We start from the raw sequence: 15,979 nt of genomic DNA, 5'->3' as shown, positions 1-15,979 counted from the left end.
TGGCTTCGACAAAAGTCCCGCTCCAGCAAGGCAGTGCCTTGGGTCAGATAGCGATGAATTTCGCGAGATGCTCGGCAATGGCCCTAGCGAGCGGCACAGGAACGGCGTTGCCGATCTGCCGCGCGATCGCGGCCTTCGTGCCACACCACGCGAAGGACTCCGGGAATCCTTGAATGAGGGCGGCTTCGGCGTGCGTCAACGGTCGATGCTCGGTTGGATGAAGGAACCGCCCCTTCTCAGGTTTGAAGAACTCCGTCCGGATCGTCACCGCGGCCTTGTTCCACGCGAGCCGGCCCATAACGTCGCCCGCCCCTCGAGTGTGCTTGCGCCAACCGGGCGTCTGTAGCTCGTCGGGAAGGTCGAAGCGGCTCCCGCCAGGCGGGATCGCTCGGTACCTAGCCATCGAAAGCGGCGGAACCGCTCGAGTGAAATGAAGGTCCGTGAGTTTGAACGGTCCTGGCATGACCTGACCGCGAAACTCGATCGTCCTGACTGGAAGGTCGTTGGCGTCCACACGAGCGTCCAACCAAGCTGGGAACGCTTCGCGCAACACGCGCTGTTGCCCCACCGGCGGTGGGCCGACAGGCGACAGCTCTCGAGGACGACCGATAACGACGGCGCGCTTTCGTGCCTGGGGCGTGCCGTAGTCGGCGGCGTTCAGAACGAAGGGCTCGAGTGCGTACTTAGCCAACCTCCCGCGCGCCGAGGTCTCGCGCCTCAGACGATCGAACTCAACCGAATGAAGGAATTGCGGAACATTCTCGATCACGAAGAATGCCGGGCGAACACGAGTGAGTACGTCGACATAGTGTCGCCAGAGCTTGTTGCGCGGGTCGTTCGGATCGCGTCGGCCAAGCGCAGAGAATCCCTGGCACGGAGGTCCGCCGACTACGACCTCTGCTCGTGGCATCGAGACGGCAGCCCAGGCGGCGATGTCTCCCACGTGGACGTGGTCGCCGAAGTTCTGGGCGTACGTCGCAGCCGCCTGCCGATCGGATTCGACCGCCGCAACTGGTTCGTACCTTCCGGTCTCGTGGAAGCCTGCAGTCAGGCCCCCGCACCCCGCGAATAGGTCGATGATCCGCAGGCTCCGCATGCGCGAAGGCTAGTTCCACGCATCGTGCGAGCGACGGCGGCGCGCCACTCGAACAACGTCGATTCGCGCGGAGGTGAGCCATCCAGGTCCTACAGATGCTCCCGCCCGCCGTTCGTCCACAGGCATGTTGTGCCACGCCCTCGGCTGATCTGTGTCACGCGTACACGTGGTGATGACGAGTCCATCGAGGAGGAATCGATGCTGCTTCTGATCTCCGTCCCGGTCGTCTTGGCCGTGATCGTCGTGCACCGCTTCATTCAGCGCCACGCCCCAACGAATCGCCTTCTTCGGCACGCGCGAGCCTCCGCGCCGACCGTGCGGGCCGCGACGGTTCACGCCGGTCTTGCGGTGGGCTGCCTACTCGCGCTTCGCGCGGTAGATCTCGCTATCGAGGCAGGGGCGCCTGGAGTTCTCCACCTGCTGGTGCTGCTGTTGGCCTGGGATGCCGTCAAGCTCTTGGGTTCGGCGGTCGTGTTGTTCGGCCGGACGGGCGTCCAATCTCTACGGCGACTGGCATCAGGTCTCAGGTCCAGACGATGTCGAGCTTGGGAGCCGGAGTCACTGGCTCCTCACGCTGGGCTCGCGCCCAGCGCTGTTCGGCCGCGCTGAAGAACGGGCGACTGTCTGTCGGCTCGACAGGCACGACCCTTACAGCGATCCACTCGCCCTTGACGGGAACGGGGAGTCCCAGCGCGGCGGCAACCCGTGGGTGGGTCTCTTGGTGCCCAAGGACCAAGAGGCCTTCGTTCTGGAGCTTCAGGCGCGCGTCTCTCGCCCGCTTCGGGGCGTCGTCCTGCTGAGCCACGGTCAGCACCATCTGCCTGCTGACGATCGACTCTTGGACCTCGCGGAACAACTGGTTCACGCGGGCTTGTCCCGACCGCGGGAACGAGAAGATCCGGTCACGGGCAGCGGGTTCCATGTGCAGAAGCAGGTTGCGCGGCAGGTCATCCTGAAGGCCGCCCCACAGCCAGTAGATGTCTGCCGCCGCCGCGTCGGCGAGGCGGCGCTTGTTGTCCCGGTTGTAGGCACGCCGCACGTCCCCGGTCGTCTTGTCGGTCCGCCACCGCAGGCGTTCGTCGGTGATCGTTAGCAGGCCTGCCGCCCATCGGCTCGTGTCGTCGTTCATCCATGCCACGAGCGCCGGATGGTTCGCCTTGCCCTGCCGGTCCTCGTGGTCGTCGCAGCGATACATCTCCATGGGGATCTCCCAACCACCCATGTCCTTCGAGAACTTGCAGTCGACGTCTCGGCCGGCGATGCGCCAGTCGAGGTCGTCGCCGTTCGCGAACTCGAACTCCTTCGTCAAGTTCACCTCGACTGCCGTGCCGAGGTAGGTCTTCTCCGTCTTCGAGAGGTGCTGGTATGCCCAGCGGCCCGTTCGTTGCCCGTCGAGCAGCTCGTCCAGAGAGTCGCGGAGCGCCCAGCGGAACCGCTCGCGGGCGTCCGGCTCCTGCTCGAACCAATCCACGATCTCGGCGAGGTCAGTTGGCACCGGCTGCTGCGGCCCTCCACGGAGCGACCATGCGCGCGGAACTTTGCCCATCGGATCCGTCGGCGCCGGGTGGGTCCGAAACGTGTTGCGGCGCCGGCGGATCGCCCTCGCTCGGGAGTCCTGGCTGGCCGTGGTGGGCTCGTTGTCCAGCGGCAGCGCGTCCTGGGTCACCTCGGCAGTCTGTCAGGACAGCCGCGCCGCCCGTGTGCTGATCAGGCGATGAAGGGACGAACCTGCTTCGCGATCGCACGCGCGAGGCCCGACGGAACGGCGTTTCCGATCTGCTTCGCGATGGCGGTCTTCGTGCCCACCCACAGGTAGTCCTTCGGGAAGTCCTGGATCAGCGACGCTTCGTAGTGCGTGATCACACGGTCGACCGATTTCCTCGGGTCGCCCTTGATGTACTTGGAGTCGTCTCCGCGTCGTTGGCGGCCGGGAACCCACTGCGGGTGGAGGTAGGCGCCCTTCTCAGGCTTGAAGAACTCGGTTCGGATCGTCAGCGACGGAGCGTCCCAGCGCATCCGTCCCATCACATCGGTCGTTCCCGTCGGCTTCTCTCGCCAGCAGCGGGGGAGGAGTTCTACAGGAACGTCGAATCGACCACCGCCGGGCGGCACGAACGAGTACCGGTCGAGGGACAGCTGGTTCGGGTTGCGACGGAAGTGGATGTCGAGTCCCTTGAAGACCCCCGGCATTGGTTCGTTGAAGAACTCGGTCACGGACTCTGGCAGCTCTGTCGAGTCCGGGCGGGCCGGGAGACCTTCGATGACGTCGCGGACGGTCCGCCATGGAGCGAGGCCGGATCCGGCTTCTGGAGTGCGTGCGTGGGTGGCTGCCGGAAGCTCGATCTTCCCGACTCGCGACCCGATGACGATGGTTCGACGTCGGCGCTGCGACACGCCGTAGTCGGCCGCGTTGAGGACGCCGAACGAGATCTCGTAGTTCTTGAGGATGCCGTGATCGACTTCGTCGAGGAGCATCTGGAACTCCGGCGACTTCGAGAAGCGGTCGACGTTCTCGATGACGAACACCTGTGGCTTCGCCGTCTGAATGAAGCGCATGTACTCGCGCCACAGCTGGTTTCTGGGGTCGTCCAGCTTCTTCAAACCGAGGTTGGAGAAACCTTGGCATGGCGGGCCGCCGATCATCAGGTCGGCGAGCGGAATCTGACGCTTCTCGACCGCGGCGATGTCGCCGGCGATCACATGATCCTCGCCCCAGTTGGCGGCGTACGTCGCAGCGGCGTGTCGATCCCACTCGACGGCGAGCACCGGCTCGAAGCCCTCGCTGTGGAACCCGACCGTCATGCCCCCGCACCCTGCGAACAGGTCGATCACGGTCGGATTGGTCATGGACCGTAGCCTACGTTTTGCCGCCGACAGTCTCGGTAGCAACGCCGTGGCGTGATCAGTGTGACGGGTGGGAATCGGCTCGGGAGATGCGTCGACTGGCTTCATGGTTCGTATGGTCAGGGTCGGGCGGCGGCGAGTGCGAGTGGCGGGAGCGCTCCTGTGGAGAGCGAGTCCGGGCAGGCGTCCATGGCGGGCCGACGGCGTACATTCGGGACTCGGAGGAGGTCGTCGCGATGCCCGATTCTTCATCTTGGGCCACGTCCCAAGCGACGCGCCGATCGATGCAGGCCAATCGCGGTCGCGACACCGCACCCGAGATGGCGGTCAGGCGCATCGTGCACGCCCGGGGACTTCGCTACCGGGTCGACCTCCGTCCGGTCGCCTCGTTGAACCGTCGCGCCGATCTGGTCTTCTCTCGGGTCAAGGTGGCGGTTTTCATCGACGGGTGTTTCTGGCACGGCTGTCCCGACCACCACACGGTGGCGAAAGCCAACGCGAGCTACTGGGCAGAGAAGGTCGAGAGCAACCGCGAGCGAGACGTCGACACATCGGAGCGACTCCGCGAGAGCGGCTGGCTGGTGCTTCGATTCTGGGAGCACGAATCGGCGCACGAGATTGCCGAAGCGATCATCGTCGCAGTCCAAGAACGCAGAACCGGCGATGCGGGTTCGCGCGATGAGGCAGACGCGTCTTAGCCCGACGCCACTCGAACGCTCGCCATGCCGAGAGCGTCCAGGGTTGCCTGCGGAAGGTCACCGCTGACGAGATCTCCGGTCGGTCCGGGAGCTTCGCCGACGATGAGCGCTCTTCCGCTGATCGTGTCGTCGGGGAACAAGCCGGCGTGGAGGCGGTGAGCGATCTTGGTCGCCAGCAGGTTCGTAGGGAGCCCGAGGCTCTTGCCCGCCTCGTTCAGCCACAGCACGGCCCCGCCGTCTATCTCAACCGCTTCCACATTGCCCTCGACGATCCTCGCGATGGCCTCCGGCGCGTTCGCTTCAACCGGTCGCAACGACGCGACCTCATCACCCGGCTCGATGATGAGCGCCAGCACGGGAGCGGTTGGGTCGAATGACATTGAGGAATCATCTCCGCCCCATGTTCACAGTCCACGAACCGACCGCAGTACTGCGGACGAGCGTCCGGTTCTGCCGCATGCCCGCGCAATCCGTCGGTAGCGTGGTGCCACTGGCGCGAAGCGAGAGGCGGGGCAGGTGGATCGAACACGAGTTGAGTTCGTATGGCCGCTGCCTTCGGGGGACCCGAGTCCACGCCACTTGTACATCCACGACGAGCTCCGCTACGCCCGCAAGGCGAACCAGCTAGACGTCGAGCATGACGGATTCCTGAACTACCACTGGCTCATGAGCCCGGGTGATCTCGGCCGTCCCATGGTGATGCTCGAAGCGGGCATCAATTCGCCGGCCGAAGTCATCGGACCTGACGGGGGCCGGCGAGCGCTCATCGCCATCCGATCGAGTCCGTGGAAGGCGGGTCACGAGACCAACCCTTGGCACGACGAGTTCGACCTCGACCATGGACACGTCCGGTACTTCGGCGACCACAAGCCCGGGACCGTCGGACTTCCTGGGGCCACCAAGGGCAACCGGCTCCTCCTGGAGGCTGCTCGCCTCCATGCAGGAACAAGCCGGGACGAACGCCTCCTCGCCCCGCCGCTGCTGCTTTTCCGGAGTGTCACGGTTCATCGTGAAGGACGGGCGATCGTCAAGGGCCACGTCGAGTTCTGCGGCGCGGCGATCATCGAACGCCTCGAGCACGTCGTTCAGCGGGATCCGGAGACTGGACGGAGCTTCCCCAACCTCGCCCTCGACCTCGCTGTCGTCTCAGGTGGAGAAGTCGACGGCATCGACCTGCGATGGATCGACGACAGACGGGATCCGCAGCTGACAGCTGAGCAAGCGCTCCGTCATGCTCCCGAGTCGTGGGCTCGCTGGGTAAAGCAGGGGCGTGTCGCAGTTCCGGGCGTCAGACGCCGAGTTCTGGCCAGCGCTGTCCGGTCCAGCAAGGATCAGCAGCCGATTCCCGGCAGCCCCGAGGCGGCCGTGCTTCGTCAGGTTTACGACTTCTACGACGGGCGGAAGCACGCTTTCGAGCTCCTGGCGTCGCGTGTCGCCGCCGAGGTACTCCGTGAATCGGGAGCTCGATACAAGGAAGGGTGGCTATCGCGGTCCTCCGGAGATGGAGGCGTGGACTTCATCGGCAGGATCGACATGGGGTCACTCGCCGCGAGCACACCGGTGGTCGTCCTCGGTCAGGCGAAGTGCGTCACGCCCACCTCGTCGATTTCCCCGGAGCAGGTCGCTCGGGTCGTGGCTCGACTTCGGCGCGGCTGGATCGGCGTGTACGTCACCACGGGCTCCTTCTCGCGCCAGGCACAGGTCGAGATCATCGACGATCAATACCCGGTGGTCCTGATCGCGGGCGGCACGTTGGCGACGGCGGTGCGGCAGATGGCCCAGGCCAACTACGGCGGCGACCTGGATGCGCTTCTGGAGTCGACCGTCGACGGCTACGGAACGGCCGTGACTCATCGACGGCCCGAAGAGGTTCTGTCGACGTAGTGCTGTGGACCTCAGGTGGCATCGACGTCTTCGGTCGCCACGAAGTCGACCCTCACGACAGGCGGCGCTAAAGCCCGTGCCTAACGCTACCCCGCAGGCGGGCTTCGCTGTCCTGACCATAGCGCCCGCGCCAATTCACACCGTGGTCACCGTGGAGTCGGTCAACTCCGCGATCCGCGTGTTCGTCCCCCGTCGGCGGCCAGCAACACGATGCGCGTCCGTTTCGCCGAACGAGCGCTGACCCTGTCCGAACGGGTCCAGCGTTCCAGCTCCTCCCGATCTCCATCAAAGCGTGAGAGTAGGGGCAGGACAGTTGGCCATGGCCCCGTCATTTCAGAACACCAGCCATCTAGTTATTCACGTCGCGCGGCACTAGTTCGGGCCGCTCGGCGAAGGCCTTCGGTGCTCGGTAGCGGTCACGGCACGTGTTGGTGCCTCGAGTGGCTCGACGGGCGGCCACACTGACCGAGACCTTGCCTGCCATGGGAAACCGTCATCGTTGCCTGCTCGGAAGAAGAAGCTGGTCTCAGGCGATGATTCTGAATGACTCGCACTCGACAACGTCGTTGGGGTAGGCGCCGTTGATCGACAAAACCAAGTACTGGCCGCCAGTTCGTTTGTCCACTTCTGAGCCGTGGTACTCGACGGTCTCGAGGGGTGCGAGGTTGCTCAAGATGAAGGTCTCGTCGCCATTGTCCCGCACCTCCCGCAACGTTGTGCCCTCGCGAACCATCTGCCAACCACTGTCAAGATCGGTGTAGATCACCTGCATGCCGACAGCATCGCATGAAGGAGCGACACAACTGCGTCGACTGGTTGTTGCCGCTGCCAGTGGGCTGCCGAGTTGGCCCGCTCACCTCGAAGGTTGACAGGCCGGAATACCGACTCGCACCGGTTCTGCCAGGCCTGATCGCGTTCGTCGTCCGGTGCGCGGCGGCAGATCTTGTAGGCAATATGTAGGCAAACAGCGGAAACGAAACATCCCCAGATCCGCGTCTCCGCAGGTCAGGGGATGTTTTCTGCTCGGTGGGTGATACTGGGTTCGAACCAGTGACCTCTTCGGTGTGAACGAAGCGCGCTACCACTGCGCCAATCACCCGCGCGGTGGCGACTCTAACGCATCGTTCGCCGCCAGTTCACATCGGTGGGTGGAGGAGTGACGGCTCGTTCGCCCGCCAGGCGGCCATCGCCTCCCGGGTGACCGGTCCGGGCGCCGGGAGATCGCGCTCGTCCCAGCGGTGGACGCCCTGCACGTCGCGTGTGGTGGACACCAGGAAGACCTCGTCAGCATTCGCGCAGACCTCGGTCGGCTCGTCGACCTCACGGCCGCCGAACCACTCGAGGACCAGGTCGCGGGTGACGCCGGCGAGGCACCCGCTGGCCAGTGTCGGGGTGCGCAGCTCGCCGTCGACGACGTAGAAGACGTTGGAGCCGGTGCCCTCGCAGAGGTTGCCGGCCAGGTTGGTGAAGATCGCCTCGCTGGCGCCGCGCTCGGTCGCGCGGGCGAGGGCCACCACGTTCTCGCCGTACGACGTGGTTTTCAGGCCGGCCAGCGGGCTCCGCTCGTTGCGCGGCCACGGGACGGTCACCACGGCCGTGGACTCGGCGGCGGCCGCCATCGGTGCCGCGACCACGACCGTGGTGAGCGGAGAGTCGCCGCGGCCCGATCCGAGCGGCGCGTTGCCGCCGGTGACGGTGATGCGCAGTCGGCCGAGGGGGAGCGCTTCCTCCGCGAGCACGTCCGCGACCCCTCGGCGTACCTCGTCGAGGTCGAGGCCGACGAGCCCGAGGCCGGTGGCGGACCGCTCGAGGCGGGCCAGGTGGCGGTCGAGGGCGAAGGGCTGTCCGTCGATGACCTTGACGGCTTCGAAGACCGCGTCGCCGACGGTCAGCCCGTGGTCCGTCACGGGCACCGCGGGACTCGTCGGATCGGCCAGCAGACTCCCGTTCACCCACGCACGCATGGCTGAACTCTAGGGCTGCCCAGCCGGCGCGACGCACCGAAGTGGACCCCGTTTTGGCGGCATCTGGGGGATCGGCTAATGTTCTCGACGCAGCAGGGAACGGGCCGGAAACGGAACGTGATCGGCTGCAATGCGGACGTAGCTCAGTTGGTAGAGCACGACCTTGCCAAGGTCGGGGTCGCGAGTTCGAGTCTCGTCGTCCGCTCGGAGTGGTCAGACCACTGGCTGACCCCGGCCAGATCGTGACCACCGCGGTGGGTTGGCCGAGAGGCGAGGCAACGGACTGCAAATCCGTGTACACGGGTTCAAATCCCGTACCCACCTCGTAACAACTCAACAAGCTAGGGCGATTGGCGCAGCGGTAGCGCGCTTCCTTGACACGGAAGAGGTCACTGGTTCAAACCCAGTATCGCCCACCACCAGAGAGTGCCCCGGAACCTGAGGTTCCGGGGCACTTTCGTTTTTCTGCCGGCGCAGGGCCCGGCCGAATGGCGCCTACGAGAGACTGAATATTACTGGTGAGTAGCATCACACGGCGAACGTGCTAGCAGATCGCTAGCTGTCAGTTAGCGTTACGCACTGTCATGAATGAGAACAAGTTCTGGTTGCGCCTGTCCGTCCTGCTCGCGGTGATCACCTCCGCGTTCACCGTGGCTCCGGCACCGGCCTCCGCATCGGTCCCGCTGAGCGCGCGTCTCTCGCGCAGGGTCGTCCGGGTGGGAGGGACGATGGAGGTCGCAGGTGAGGTGACACCGGGGTCGCGCGTCGCGTTCGCATGGCGTCGCGCCGGGACGTGGCAGCACCTGGACACGGTCGTCGCCGGCGCGGACGGCAGCTACCGGGCCGCCGTACCGACCTGGTGGATCGGCGACCGGACGGTGCGGGTCTCGTCCACCGACGCGGCGACCGGAGCGCTGTCCGACGAGCAGCTGGGCTACGACGTGAGCGCCGGCTACGTCCCGCAGGGGAGCAGGACCACGTTCCGACGGTACGCCGACGAGCGCTACTGGGATCCCTGCGGCACGATCACCTGGAAGTTCACGCCCGGTGGGTACGCCGGTTCGCTGCGGACCGTGAAGGCGGCGATCCGGCGGGTGTCGGCGGCGACGGGTCTGCAGTTCTCCTACCGCGGCACTACGCGCAAGATCGCCTTCCGCGGCGGCGCCCCGTCCGCGGGCGTCGACCTCCTCATCTCCTGGGCGACACCGCGGCAGGTCGCATCGCTGTCCGGCAGCGAGGTCGGCAGCGCGATCAGCACCACCGGCTTCGGCGGCTACTACGACGACGGCGAGATGGTGCTCGACCGCACGGCCCACCTGCGTCACGGCTTCCACGCCAGCGGCGCCGTCGACTGGGGGCAGGTCATGCTGCACGAGCTCGGTCACGTCGTCGGCCTGGAGCACGTGGGGTCGCGGTCCGAGATCATGTACCCGGACGCCACCCGCCGGACGCACCGGTACGGCGCGGGCGACCTCGCCGGTCTGCGGGCGGTCGGCGCGGGCAGGCCCTGCGCCGCCTGACGAACTCAGCTATCCGCGCGCGGAGGCACGGCGCCTCTCGGTAGAGTCGTCGGCAAGAGAGCGACCCAGCCGTAGGGGCCGCCGTACGACGTGAAGGTGACTGCCGTGCCAGACCTCGACATCCTCGTCCGCACCGAAGCCGGAGAGGAGAAGCGCAGCGTCGAGGCGGGCACCAAGGCCTGGCAGCTGTTCGCCGACGCCCCCGACGTGATCGCCGCCCGCGTGGGCGAGACGCTCAAGGACCTCTCCTACGAGCTCGCCGAGGGCGACACCGTCGAGGCGGTGGACATCGCGAGCCCCGACGGGCTGAACATCCTGCGCCACTCCACCGCGCACGTCCTGGCGCAGGCCGTGCAGCAGGTCTTCCCGGAGGCCAAGCTCGGCATCGGCCCGCCGATCACCGACGGCTTCTACTACGACTTCGACGTCGAGACCCCGTTCGTGCCCGAGGACCTCGCCAAGCTCGAGACCGCGATGCGCAAGATCATCAAGGAGAACCAGCGGTTCTCCCGTCGCGTCACCACCGACGAGGACGCCCTCGTCGAGCTCGCCGACGAGCCCTACAAGGTCGAGCTGATCGGCCTCAAGGGCTCCGCCGCCGACGCGGCCGAGGGTGCGAGCGCCGAGGTCGGAGCCGGTGAGCTCACGATCTACGACAACATCAACCGCAACAACGAGGTCGCGTGGAAGGACCTCTGCCGCGGGCCGCACCTGCCCACCACGAAGCGGATCCCCGCGTTCAAGCTGATGCGGAGCGCTGCGGCGTACTGGCGCGGCGACGAGAAGAACAAGCAGCTCCAGCGCATCTACGGCACCGCCTGGCCGACCAAGGAGGAGCTGGACGCCTACCTGGAGCGGCTCGAGGAGGCCGAGCGCCGCGACCACCGCAAGCTCGGTCGCGAGCTGGACCTGTTCAGCTTCCCCGACGAGATCGGCTCCGGCCTGCCCGTCTTCCACCCCAAGGGCGGTGTCGTCAAGCGCGAGATGGAGGACTACGTCCGCCAGCGCCACATCGACGAGGGCTTCTCGTACGTCGGCACTCCGCACATCAGCAAGGACGGGCTGTTCCACACCAGCGGCCACCTGCCGCACTACGCGGACACCATGTTCCCGCCGATGGAGTTCGAGGGCGCGAACTACCAGCTGAAGGCGATGAACTGCCCGATGCACAACCTGATCTTCAGCAGCCGTGGGCGCTCCTACCGCGAGCTGCCGCTGCGGCTGTTCGAGTTCGGCAGCGTCTACCGCTACGAGAAGTCGGGTGTCATCCACGGCCTGACCCGGGTCCGCGGCTTCGCCCAGGACGACAGCCACTCCTACTGCACGCCCGAGCAGGCGCCGGCCGAGGTCAAGCACCTGCTCGACTTCATGCTCAGCGTGCTGCGCGACTTCGGTCTGAACGACTTCTACCTCGAGCTCTCCACCCGCGACGAGGCCAAGAAGGACAAGTTCATCGGCTCCGAGGAGGACTGGGCGACCGCTACCGCGATCCTGGAACAGGTCGCGACCGCGTCCGGCCTCGAGCTGGTGCCGGACCCGGGCGGCGCGGCGTTCTACGGGCCCAAGATCTCGGTCCAGGCCAAGGACGCGATCGGTCGCACCTGGCAGATGGGCACCGTCCAGTACGACTTCAACCAGCCGGCACGCTTCGGCCTGGAGTACACCGCGCCGGACGGCTCCAAGCAGCAGCCCGTGATGATCCACTCCGCGAAGTTCGGGTCGATCGAGCGGTTCCTCGGCGTGCTCGTCGAGCACTACGCGGGTGCGTTCCCTCCGTGGCTCGCCCCGGTCCAGGTCCAGGGCATCCCGATCGCCGAGCGCCACGTCGACTACCTGTACGACGTCGCGGCCCAGCTGAAGAAGCAGGGCATCCGCGTGGAGATCGACGACTCCGACGACCGGATGCAGAAGAAGATCCGCAACGCGCAGCTGCAGAAGGTGCCGTTCATGGTGATCGCCGGTGACGCCGACGTCGAGGCGGGCGCGGTCAGCTTCCGCTACCGCGACGGCCGCCAGGACAACGGCGTACCGGTGGCCGAGGCCATCGAGCGCGTCGTGACGGCGGTGCAGTCCCGCGAGCAGGTCTGACGTGCGTCGCACGGTCGCCGTGGTCGGAGCCGTGCTCCTCCTCGGTGGGTGCGGGTCGCCGTCGACCGGAGCGGGCGGCTCGGGGGCGACCGCGCGCTCGACGCAGCAGGCGACCCAGGCCGTGCAATCGGCCGCACCGGGTGGCCAGGAGGTCCCGACCGACGCCGGTGCGCTGGCGTCGATGGCCCAGTCGCTGGCCAACCAGACGAGCGCGCCGACCACCCAGACGCCCACGGCGATCACCGCCGGCGCCACCACCGGTGGCGACGTCAGCTGGCCGCAGTGCTCGCCGGGCATGGGGATCCCGCAGAAGCGGTCGACGGGGCAGCCGATGCCGCTCCCGGACGCCTCGTTCGTGGTGGTCGGCCTGACGAACGGACCCGGCTTCGTGCGCAACCCGTGCCTGAAGTCGCAGGTCCAGTGGGTGAAGATCCACCGGCTCAAGCTGGCCGCCTACTCGGTGGTGACGTACCCGAGCGCCGCGGACCTGCGCACGTACGGCGCCGCCGGACCGTACGACGCCTCGACCGAGCTCGGCCGGCTGAAGAACGTGGGCTACCAGCAGGCGACGTACAACGTCGGCTCCATGGGGCTCGCGGGCCTCGCGACGCCGATCGTGTGGCTCGACATCGAGAACGTCCCCGACTTCGACTGGCCGGCGAACAACGCGCAGAAGAACGCCGCCGTCGTGCAGGGCGCGGTCAAGGGCTACCAGGACGCCGGCTACACCATCGGCGTCTACAGCACGCCGACGATCTATGCCGGCATCGTCGGCGGGCTGAAGCTCGGCGCGGACGTGCCCGAGTGGCGTGCCGCCGGCCAGACGTCGGCCGCGGAGGCGCTGAACCGGTGCGGTGCCGACTGGTCGATCCAGGGCGGCACGGCCATCCTCGGCCAGTGGGTCGAGCAGCGTCGCGACCGGGACATCGTGTGCCCGGGGGTCGCCGGTGACCTCAGCACGTGGTTCCATCAGACCTGACCACACGCGTGGTCCGAACGGAGGCGTGATGGCCGAGGCCAAGCCCGATGGGCGGCAGGTGCGCTGGCAGGAGCACAACGAGCAGCGTCGCCAGCTGATCGTCGACGCGGCGGTCGCCGTGCTCGAGCGGCAGTCGCCCGGTGACGAGGTGCAGGTCCAGGCCGTCGCCGACCAGGCCGGGCTCAGCCGCACCGTGATCTACCGGCACTTCGAGGACCGGGCCGACCTCGACCGCGCGGTGCAGCGCACGATCTGCGACCGGATCGGTCTGGTGCTGCTCTCGGCGCTGTCCGTCGACGGCACTCCCGAGGAGATCATCGCGAACGTCATCGAGGGCTTCGTGCGCTGGACCGTGCAGCACCCCACGCTGTTCTGGTTCGCCGACCGCGACCTCGCGGACTGGGGGCCCAGCCCGATCGCCGAGGCGATGGAGCAGATCGCTGCTGGCGTCGAGGACATCATCAACGTGGTCGTCGCGGCCCTCGGTGCCCGGCTGAGCGAGAACGACATCGCCGGCCTCGAACCGTGGGTGTTCGCCATGATCGGCGGGGTCTTCGCCGGCGTACGGCGGTGGCTCGGGCGGCCCGAGCGGAACCCGCAGGTGGACGAGTTCATCGCGATGATGGCGGAGGTCGTGTGGGTCCAGATCAACGGCATGGCGCTGTCGCGCGGCATCAGCCTGCCCGACCTGCCCGTGGCCGAGCTCCTCACGCCGCTGAGCGGGGCCGAATGACCGACCCCGACGGGCTGGAGCGGCTGTGGACGCCGTACCGGATGGCCTACGTGCGCGGCGAGGAGAAGGTCGACGAGGTGCCGGCGAAGCCGATGTGCCCCTTCTGCCGGATCACGCCCGACCCCGCGACCTCGACCGACGACACCCTGGTCGTGCACCGGGGGAGCACCTGCTTCGTGGTGCTCAACCTGTACCCGTACAACCCCGGCCACCTGATGGTGCTGCCGTACCGGCACGTGCCCGACCTGACCGACCTCGACGACACCGAGGCCGACGAGCTCACGGGGCTGACCCGTGCGGCGCTGGTCGCGATCCGTCGGGTGTCGTCGCCCGATGCGTTCAACGTCGGGCTGAACCTCGGCGGGGCGGCCGGCGGGTCGCTGTCCTCGCACCTGCACCAGCACGTCGTCCCGCGGTGGACAGGCGACGCCAACTTCATGACCGTGGTGGGCGGCACGAAGGTCCTGCCGCAGGTCCTCGAGGACACCCGCGATCTGCTGATCGGGGCCTGGTCCCGGTAGCGTTCGGCAGGTGCTCGAACGGTTCCGCGCCACCTGGACCAAGATCTGGGCCCCCGTCGCCCACCTGCTGATCCGGCTCGGGGTGACCCCCAACATGGTCACCTTCGTCGGCACCCTCGGGGTCTCGGCCGGCGCCCTGGTCTTCTTCCCGACCGGTCACCTGCTCATCGGTGTCCTGGTGATCACGGCCTTCGTCTTCAGCGACCTGATCGACGGCTACATGGCCCGTACGACGGGGCAGGTCTCCACCTTCGGCTCGTTCTGGGACTCCACGCTCGACCGTATCGGCGACGCGGCCATCTTCGGCGGCCTGGTGCTCTACTTCGCCGGCCCCGACGACAACCGGCTCTACCTCTGCCTCACCCTCTACCTGCTCGTCGCCGGCAACGTGACGTCCTACGCGCGGGCCAAGGCCGAGTCGCTCGGCATGGACGCGAAGGGCGGTCTCGCGGAGCGCGCGGACCGCCTGGTGTCGACGCTGGTGATGACCGGTCTGGGTGCGCTCTTCGACCTGCCGATCCTGATGTACGTCACGCTCTGGGCGCTGGCCGCGGCCTCGACGTACACCGTCTTCTTCCGGATCCTGAAGGTCTACCGGCAGTGCGTCGCGCGCGACACCGAGCTCCGTCTCGCGGCGGTCACCGAGGCGGCCGAGGAGGCTGCCGTCGAGGTTGCTCCGGAGGATTGAGCGCACCATCAGGGCCCTCCGTTGCCGCGGGTGAACTCCAGACGCGGCCAATCGATCGTCGGGTAGAGCTGCTGCATGTCGCGCCGACTGACATCCCGGTGGTACGGGACCCGTAGCTGCCAGCGCTCGGCGATCAGCGTTTCGAGGCTCGGCTCCCAGTCGCCGAGCCGCAAGATCACGAGCGGTCGACCACTCTCGCCGAGCAGCGCGAGCCGCGGCACTCGGTCGGGCGGAATGTACGACGCCGCTTGCACGAGCCCGGCGCGGTCGACGACATAGGTCCGGCGGCGCACGATGTGGACCAGGCGAACGTCGTCGATGGTGAGCGACTCCGCCAGCCAGATCCGCCCAGCGAGTATCCCGCCAGCCGCACACGCGATGCCACCCCCGCCCGCCACCCAACGTTGCGGGACCGTCAGGGCCGGACCACTGCCGAGCCAGGGAGTCCAGATGGCCATCACGACGACGCCGAGTGAGAGCGCGATCACGACCGCGATGGCGAAGTACACGTCCTTGCGTGGTCTGCGCACCACCACCGCGTCGGGCGACGGCAGAGGCACCTCTGGCTCAGGATCACGGTCGCTGAGGACGACGTACACAGCCATGCCCATCATGCCCACCGCGAACGCCACGAGGATCAGCCTCATGATCAGCACCGACGTCGGGCCGCCCTTCGCCGGCGCGAAAGTCGCGAGCAGCGCGAACGCCGCCGCGAGCACAACGAATGGGATCGCGCCCGTCCACCGGATCGGCCGGTCTGGCATGAGTGGAGAGTAGTCAGCGGGAGGCTGCCCCGGCAGGGTGCTGGCACCCCAACGGTCGTAGGATCGGACCCATGAGCGACCAGCAGAACCCGCAGTCCGGCATCGGCACCTTCCGCGTGAAGCGGGGGATGGCGGAGATGCTCAAGGGTGGCGTGATCATGGATGTGGTCACCCCGGAGCAGGCCAAGATCGCCGAGGAC

Annotated in this window: 15 protein-coding genes, 4 tRNA genes and 1 pseudogene; 12 read left to right on the top strand and 8 right to left on the bottom strand. The window is 67.3% G+C overall.

Translation table 11 applies throughout. The features are described 5' to 3' along the window. Positions 1-43: 43 nt before the first annotated feature. The 3 genes from ACYVAQ_RS14170 to ACYVAQ_RS14160 form a co-directional block, all read right to left on the bottom strand. Entirely contained in the window at positions 44-1,096 is a 1,053-nt protein-coding gene (locus tag ACYVAQ_RS14170) for a DNA cytosine methyltransferase (RefSeq protein WP_460790638.1), read from the bottom strand. Positions 1,097-1,619: 523 nt separating this feature from the next. Beyond that, on the bottom strand, positions 1,620-2,762 hold the full coding sequence (locus ACYVAQ_RS14165; protein WP_460790636.1) for a NaeI family type II restriction endonuclease: 1,143 nt from the start codon (positions 2,760-2,762) through the stop codon (positions 1,620-1,622). A gap of 41 nt (positions 2,763-2,803) precedes the next feature. Beyond that, the gene (locus ACYVAQ_RS14160) at positions 2,804-3,943 is read right to left on the bottom strand and encodes a DNA cytosine methyltransferase (RefSeq protein WP_460790634.1); all 1,140 of its coding nucleotides are present in this window, start codon (positions 3,941-3,943) and stop codon (positions 2,804-2,806) included. A gap of 233 nt (positions 3,944-4,176) precedes the next feature. On the opposite strand from ACYVAQ_RS14160, the gene ACYVAQ_RS14155 reads away from it, so the two are divergent. Next, positions 4,177-4,638 carry a very short patch repair endonuclease gene (locus tag ACYVAQ_RS14155; RefSeq protein ID WP_460790632.1) on the top strand — a complete coding sequence of 154 codons (462 nt, stop codon included), beginning with the start codon at positions 4,177-4,179 and terminating at the stop codon, positions 4,636-4,638. Here ACYVAQ_RS14155 and ACYVAQ_RS14150 read toward each other — a convergent pair. Continuing rightward, a complete protein-coding gene (locus tag ACYVAQ_RS14150; RefSeq protein WP_460790630.1) occupies positions 4,635-5,018 on the bottom strand; it encodes a DUF3846 domain-containing protein in 384 nt (127 codons plus the stop codon). The two genes, ACYVAQ_RS14155 and ACYVAQ_RS14150, sit on opposite strands and share 4 nt — an antisense overlap. Before the next feature lie 199 nt (positions 5,019-5,217). On the opposite strand from ACYVAQ_RS14150, the gene ACYVAQ_RS14145 reads away from it, so the two are divergent. After that, on the top strand, positions 5,218-6,522 hold the full coding sequence (locus tag ACYVAQ_RS14145; RefSeq protein ID WP_460790628.1) for a restriction endonuclease: 1,305 nt from the start codon (positions 5,218-5,220) through the stop codon (positions 6,520-6,522). Between the two features lie 526 nt (positions 6,523-7,048). Here ACYVAQ_RS14145 and ACYVAQ_RS14140 read toward each other — a convergent pair. From ACYVAQ_RS14140 to ACYVAQ_RS14130, 3 genes are all read right to left on the bottom strand, one after another. Beyond that, positions 7,049-7,294 carry a hypothetical protein gene (locus ACYVAQ_RS14140; protein WP_460790626.1) on the bottom strand — a complete coding sequence of 82 codons (246 nt, stop codon included), beginning with the start codon at positions 7,292-7,294 and terminating at the stop codon, positions 7,049-7,051. Positions 7,295-7,549: 255 nt separating this feature from the next. Continuing rightward, positions 7,550-7,621, bottom strand: a tRNA-Val gene (locus ACYVAQ_RS14135). 37 nt (positions 7,622-7,658) lie between these two features. After that, positions 7,659-8,486 (bottom strand): aminotransferase class IV, encoded by an 828-nt coding sequence (locus tag ACYVAQ_RS14130; protein WP_460790625.1) that lies wholly within the window; start codon positions 8,484-8,486, stop codon positions 7,659-7,661. A 132-nt stretch (positions 8,487-8,618) separates the two neighbouring features. Here ACYVAQ_RS14130 and ACYVAQ_RS14125 point away from each other — a divergent pair. From ACYVAQ_RS14125 to pgsA, 9 genes are all read left to right on the top strand, one after another. After that, positions 8,619-8,691, top strand: a tRNA-Gly gene (locus tag ACYVAQ_RS14125). Between the two features lie 48 nt (positions 8,692-8,739). After that, positions 8,740-8,810, top strand: a tRNA-Cys gene (locus tag ACYVAQ_RS14120). A 20-nt stretch (positions 8,811-8,830) separates the two neighbouring features. Next, a tRNA-Val gene (locus ACYVAQ_RS14115) sits at positions 8,831-8,905 on the top strand. Between the two features lie 165 nt (positions 8,906-9,070). Next, positions 9,071-10,006 (top strand): matrixin family metalloprotease, encoded by a 936-nt coding sequence (locus ACYVAQ_RS14110; RefSeq protein WP_460790623.1) that lies wholly within the window; start codon positions 9,071-9,073, stop codon positions 10,004-10,006. Positions 10,007-10,111: 105 nt separating this feature from the next. After that, entirely contained in the window at positions 10,112-12,094 is a 1,983-nt protein-coding gene (thrS, locus tag ACYVAQ_RS14105) for a threonine--tRNA ligase (RefSeq protein ID WP_460790916.1), read from the top strand. Position 12,095: 1 nt separating this feature from the next. Beyond that, positions 12,096-13,073, top strand: a complete 978-nt coding sequence (locus ACYVAQ_RS14100; RefSeq protein WP_460790622.1) for a hypothetical protein — start codon at positions 12,096-12,098, stop codon at positions 13,071-13,073. A gap of 28 nt (positions 13,074-13,101) precedes the next feature. Continuing rightward, positions 13,102-13,806, top strand: coding sequence for a TetR/AcrR family transcriptional regulator (locus tag ACYVAQ_RS14095; RefSeq protein WP_460790620.1), 705 nt, complete (start codon positions 13,102-13,104; stop codon positions 13,804-13,806). Further along, positions 13,803-14,327, top strand: coding sequence for an HIT family protein (locus tag ACYVAQ_RS14090; protein ID WP_460790618.1), 525 nt, complete (start codon positions 13,803-13,805; stop codon positions 14,325-14,327). Before ACYVAQ_RS14095 ends, ACYVAQ_RS14090 begins: the two co-directional genes overlap by 4 nt. A gap of 10 nt (positions 14,328-14,337) precedes the next feature. Continuing rightward, positions 14,338-15,015, top strand: coding sequence for a phosphatidylinositol phosphate synthase (gene pgsA, locus ACYVAQ_RS14085; RefSeq protein ID WP_460790616.1), 678 nt, complete (start codon positions 14,338-14,340; stop codon positions 15,013-15,015). A gap of 8 nt (positions 15,016-15,023) precedes the next feature. On the opposite strand, the gene ACYVAQ_RS14080 is transcribed toward pgsA, so the two are convergent. Further along, the gene (locus tag ACYVAQ_RS14080; RefSeq protein ID WP_460790614.1) at positions 15,024-15,779 is read right to left on the bottom strand and encodes a hypothetical protein; all 756 of its coding nucleotides are present in this window, start codon (positions 15,777-15,779) and stop codon (positions 15,024-15,026) included. A 71-nt stretch (positions 15,780-15,850) separates the two neighbouring features. Between ACYVAQ_RS14080 and ACYVAQ_RS14075 the strand changes: the two are divergent. Next, positions 15,851-15,979 (top strand): annotated as a pseudogene (locus ACYVAQ_RS14075) (pyridoxal 5'-phosphate synthase lyase subunit PdxS); the annotation flags it as partial.

Source organism: Nocardioides maradonensis, from assembly GCF_054777115.1.
This window is presented reverse-complemented; position numbering and strand designations above follow the sequence as displayed.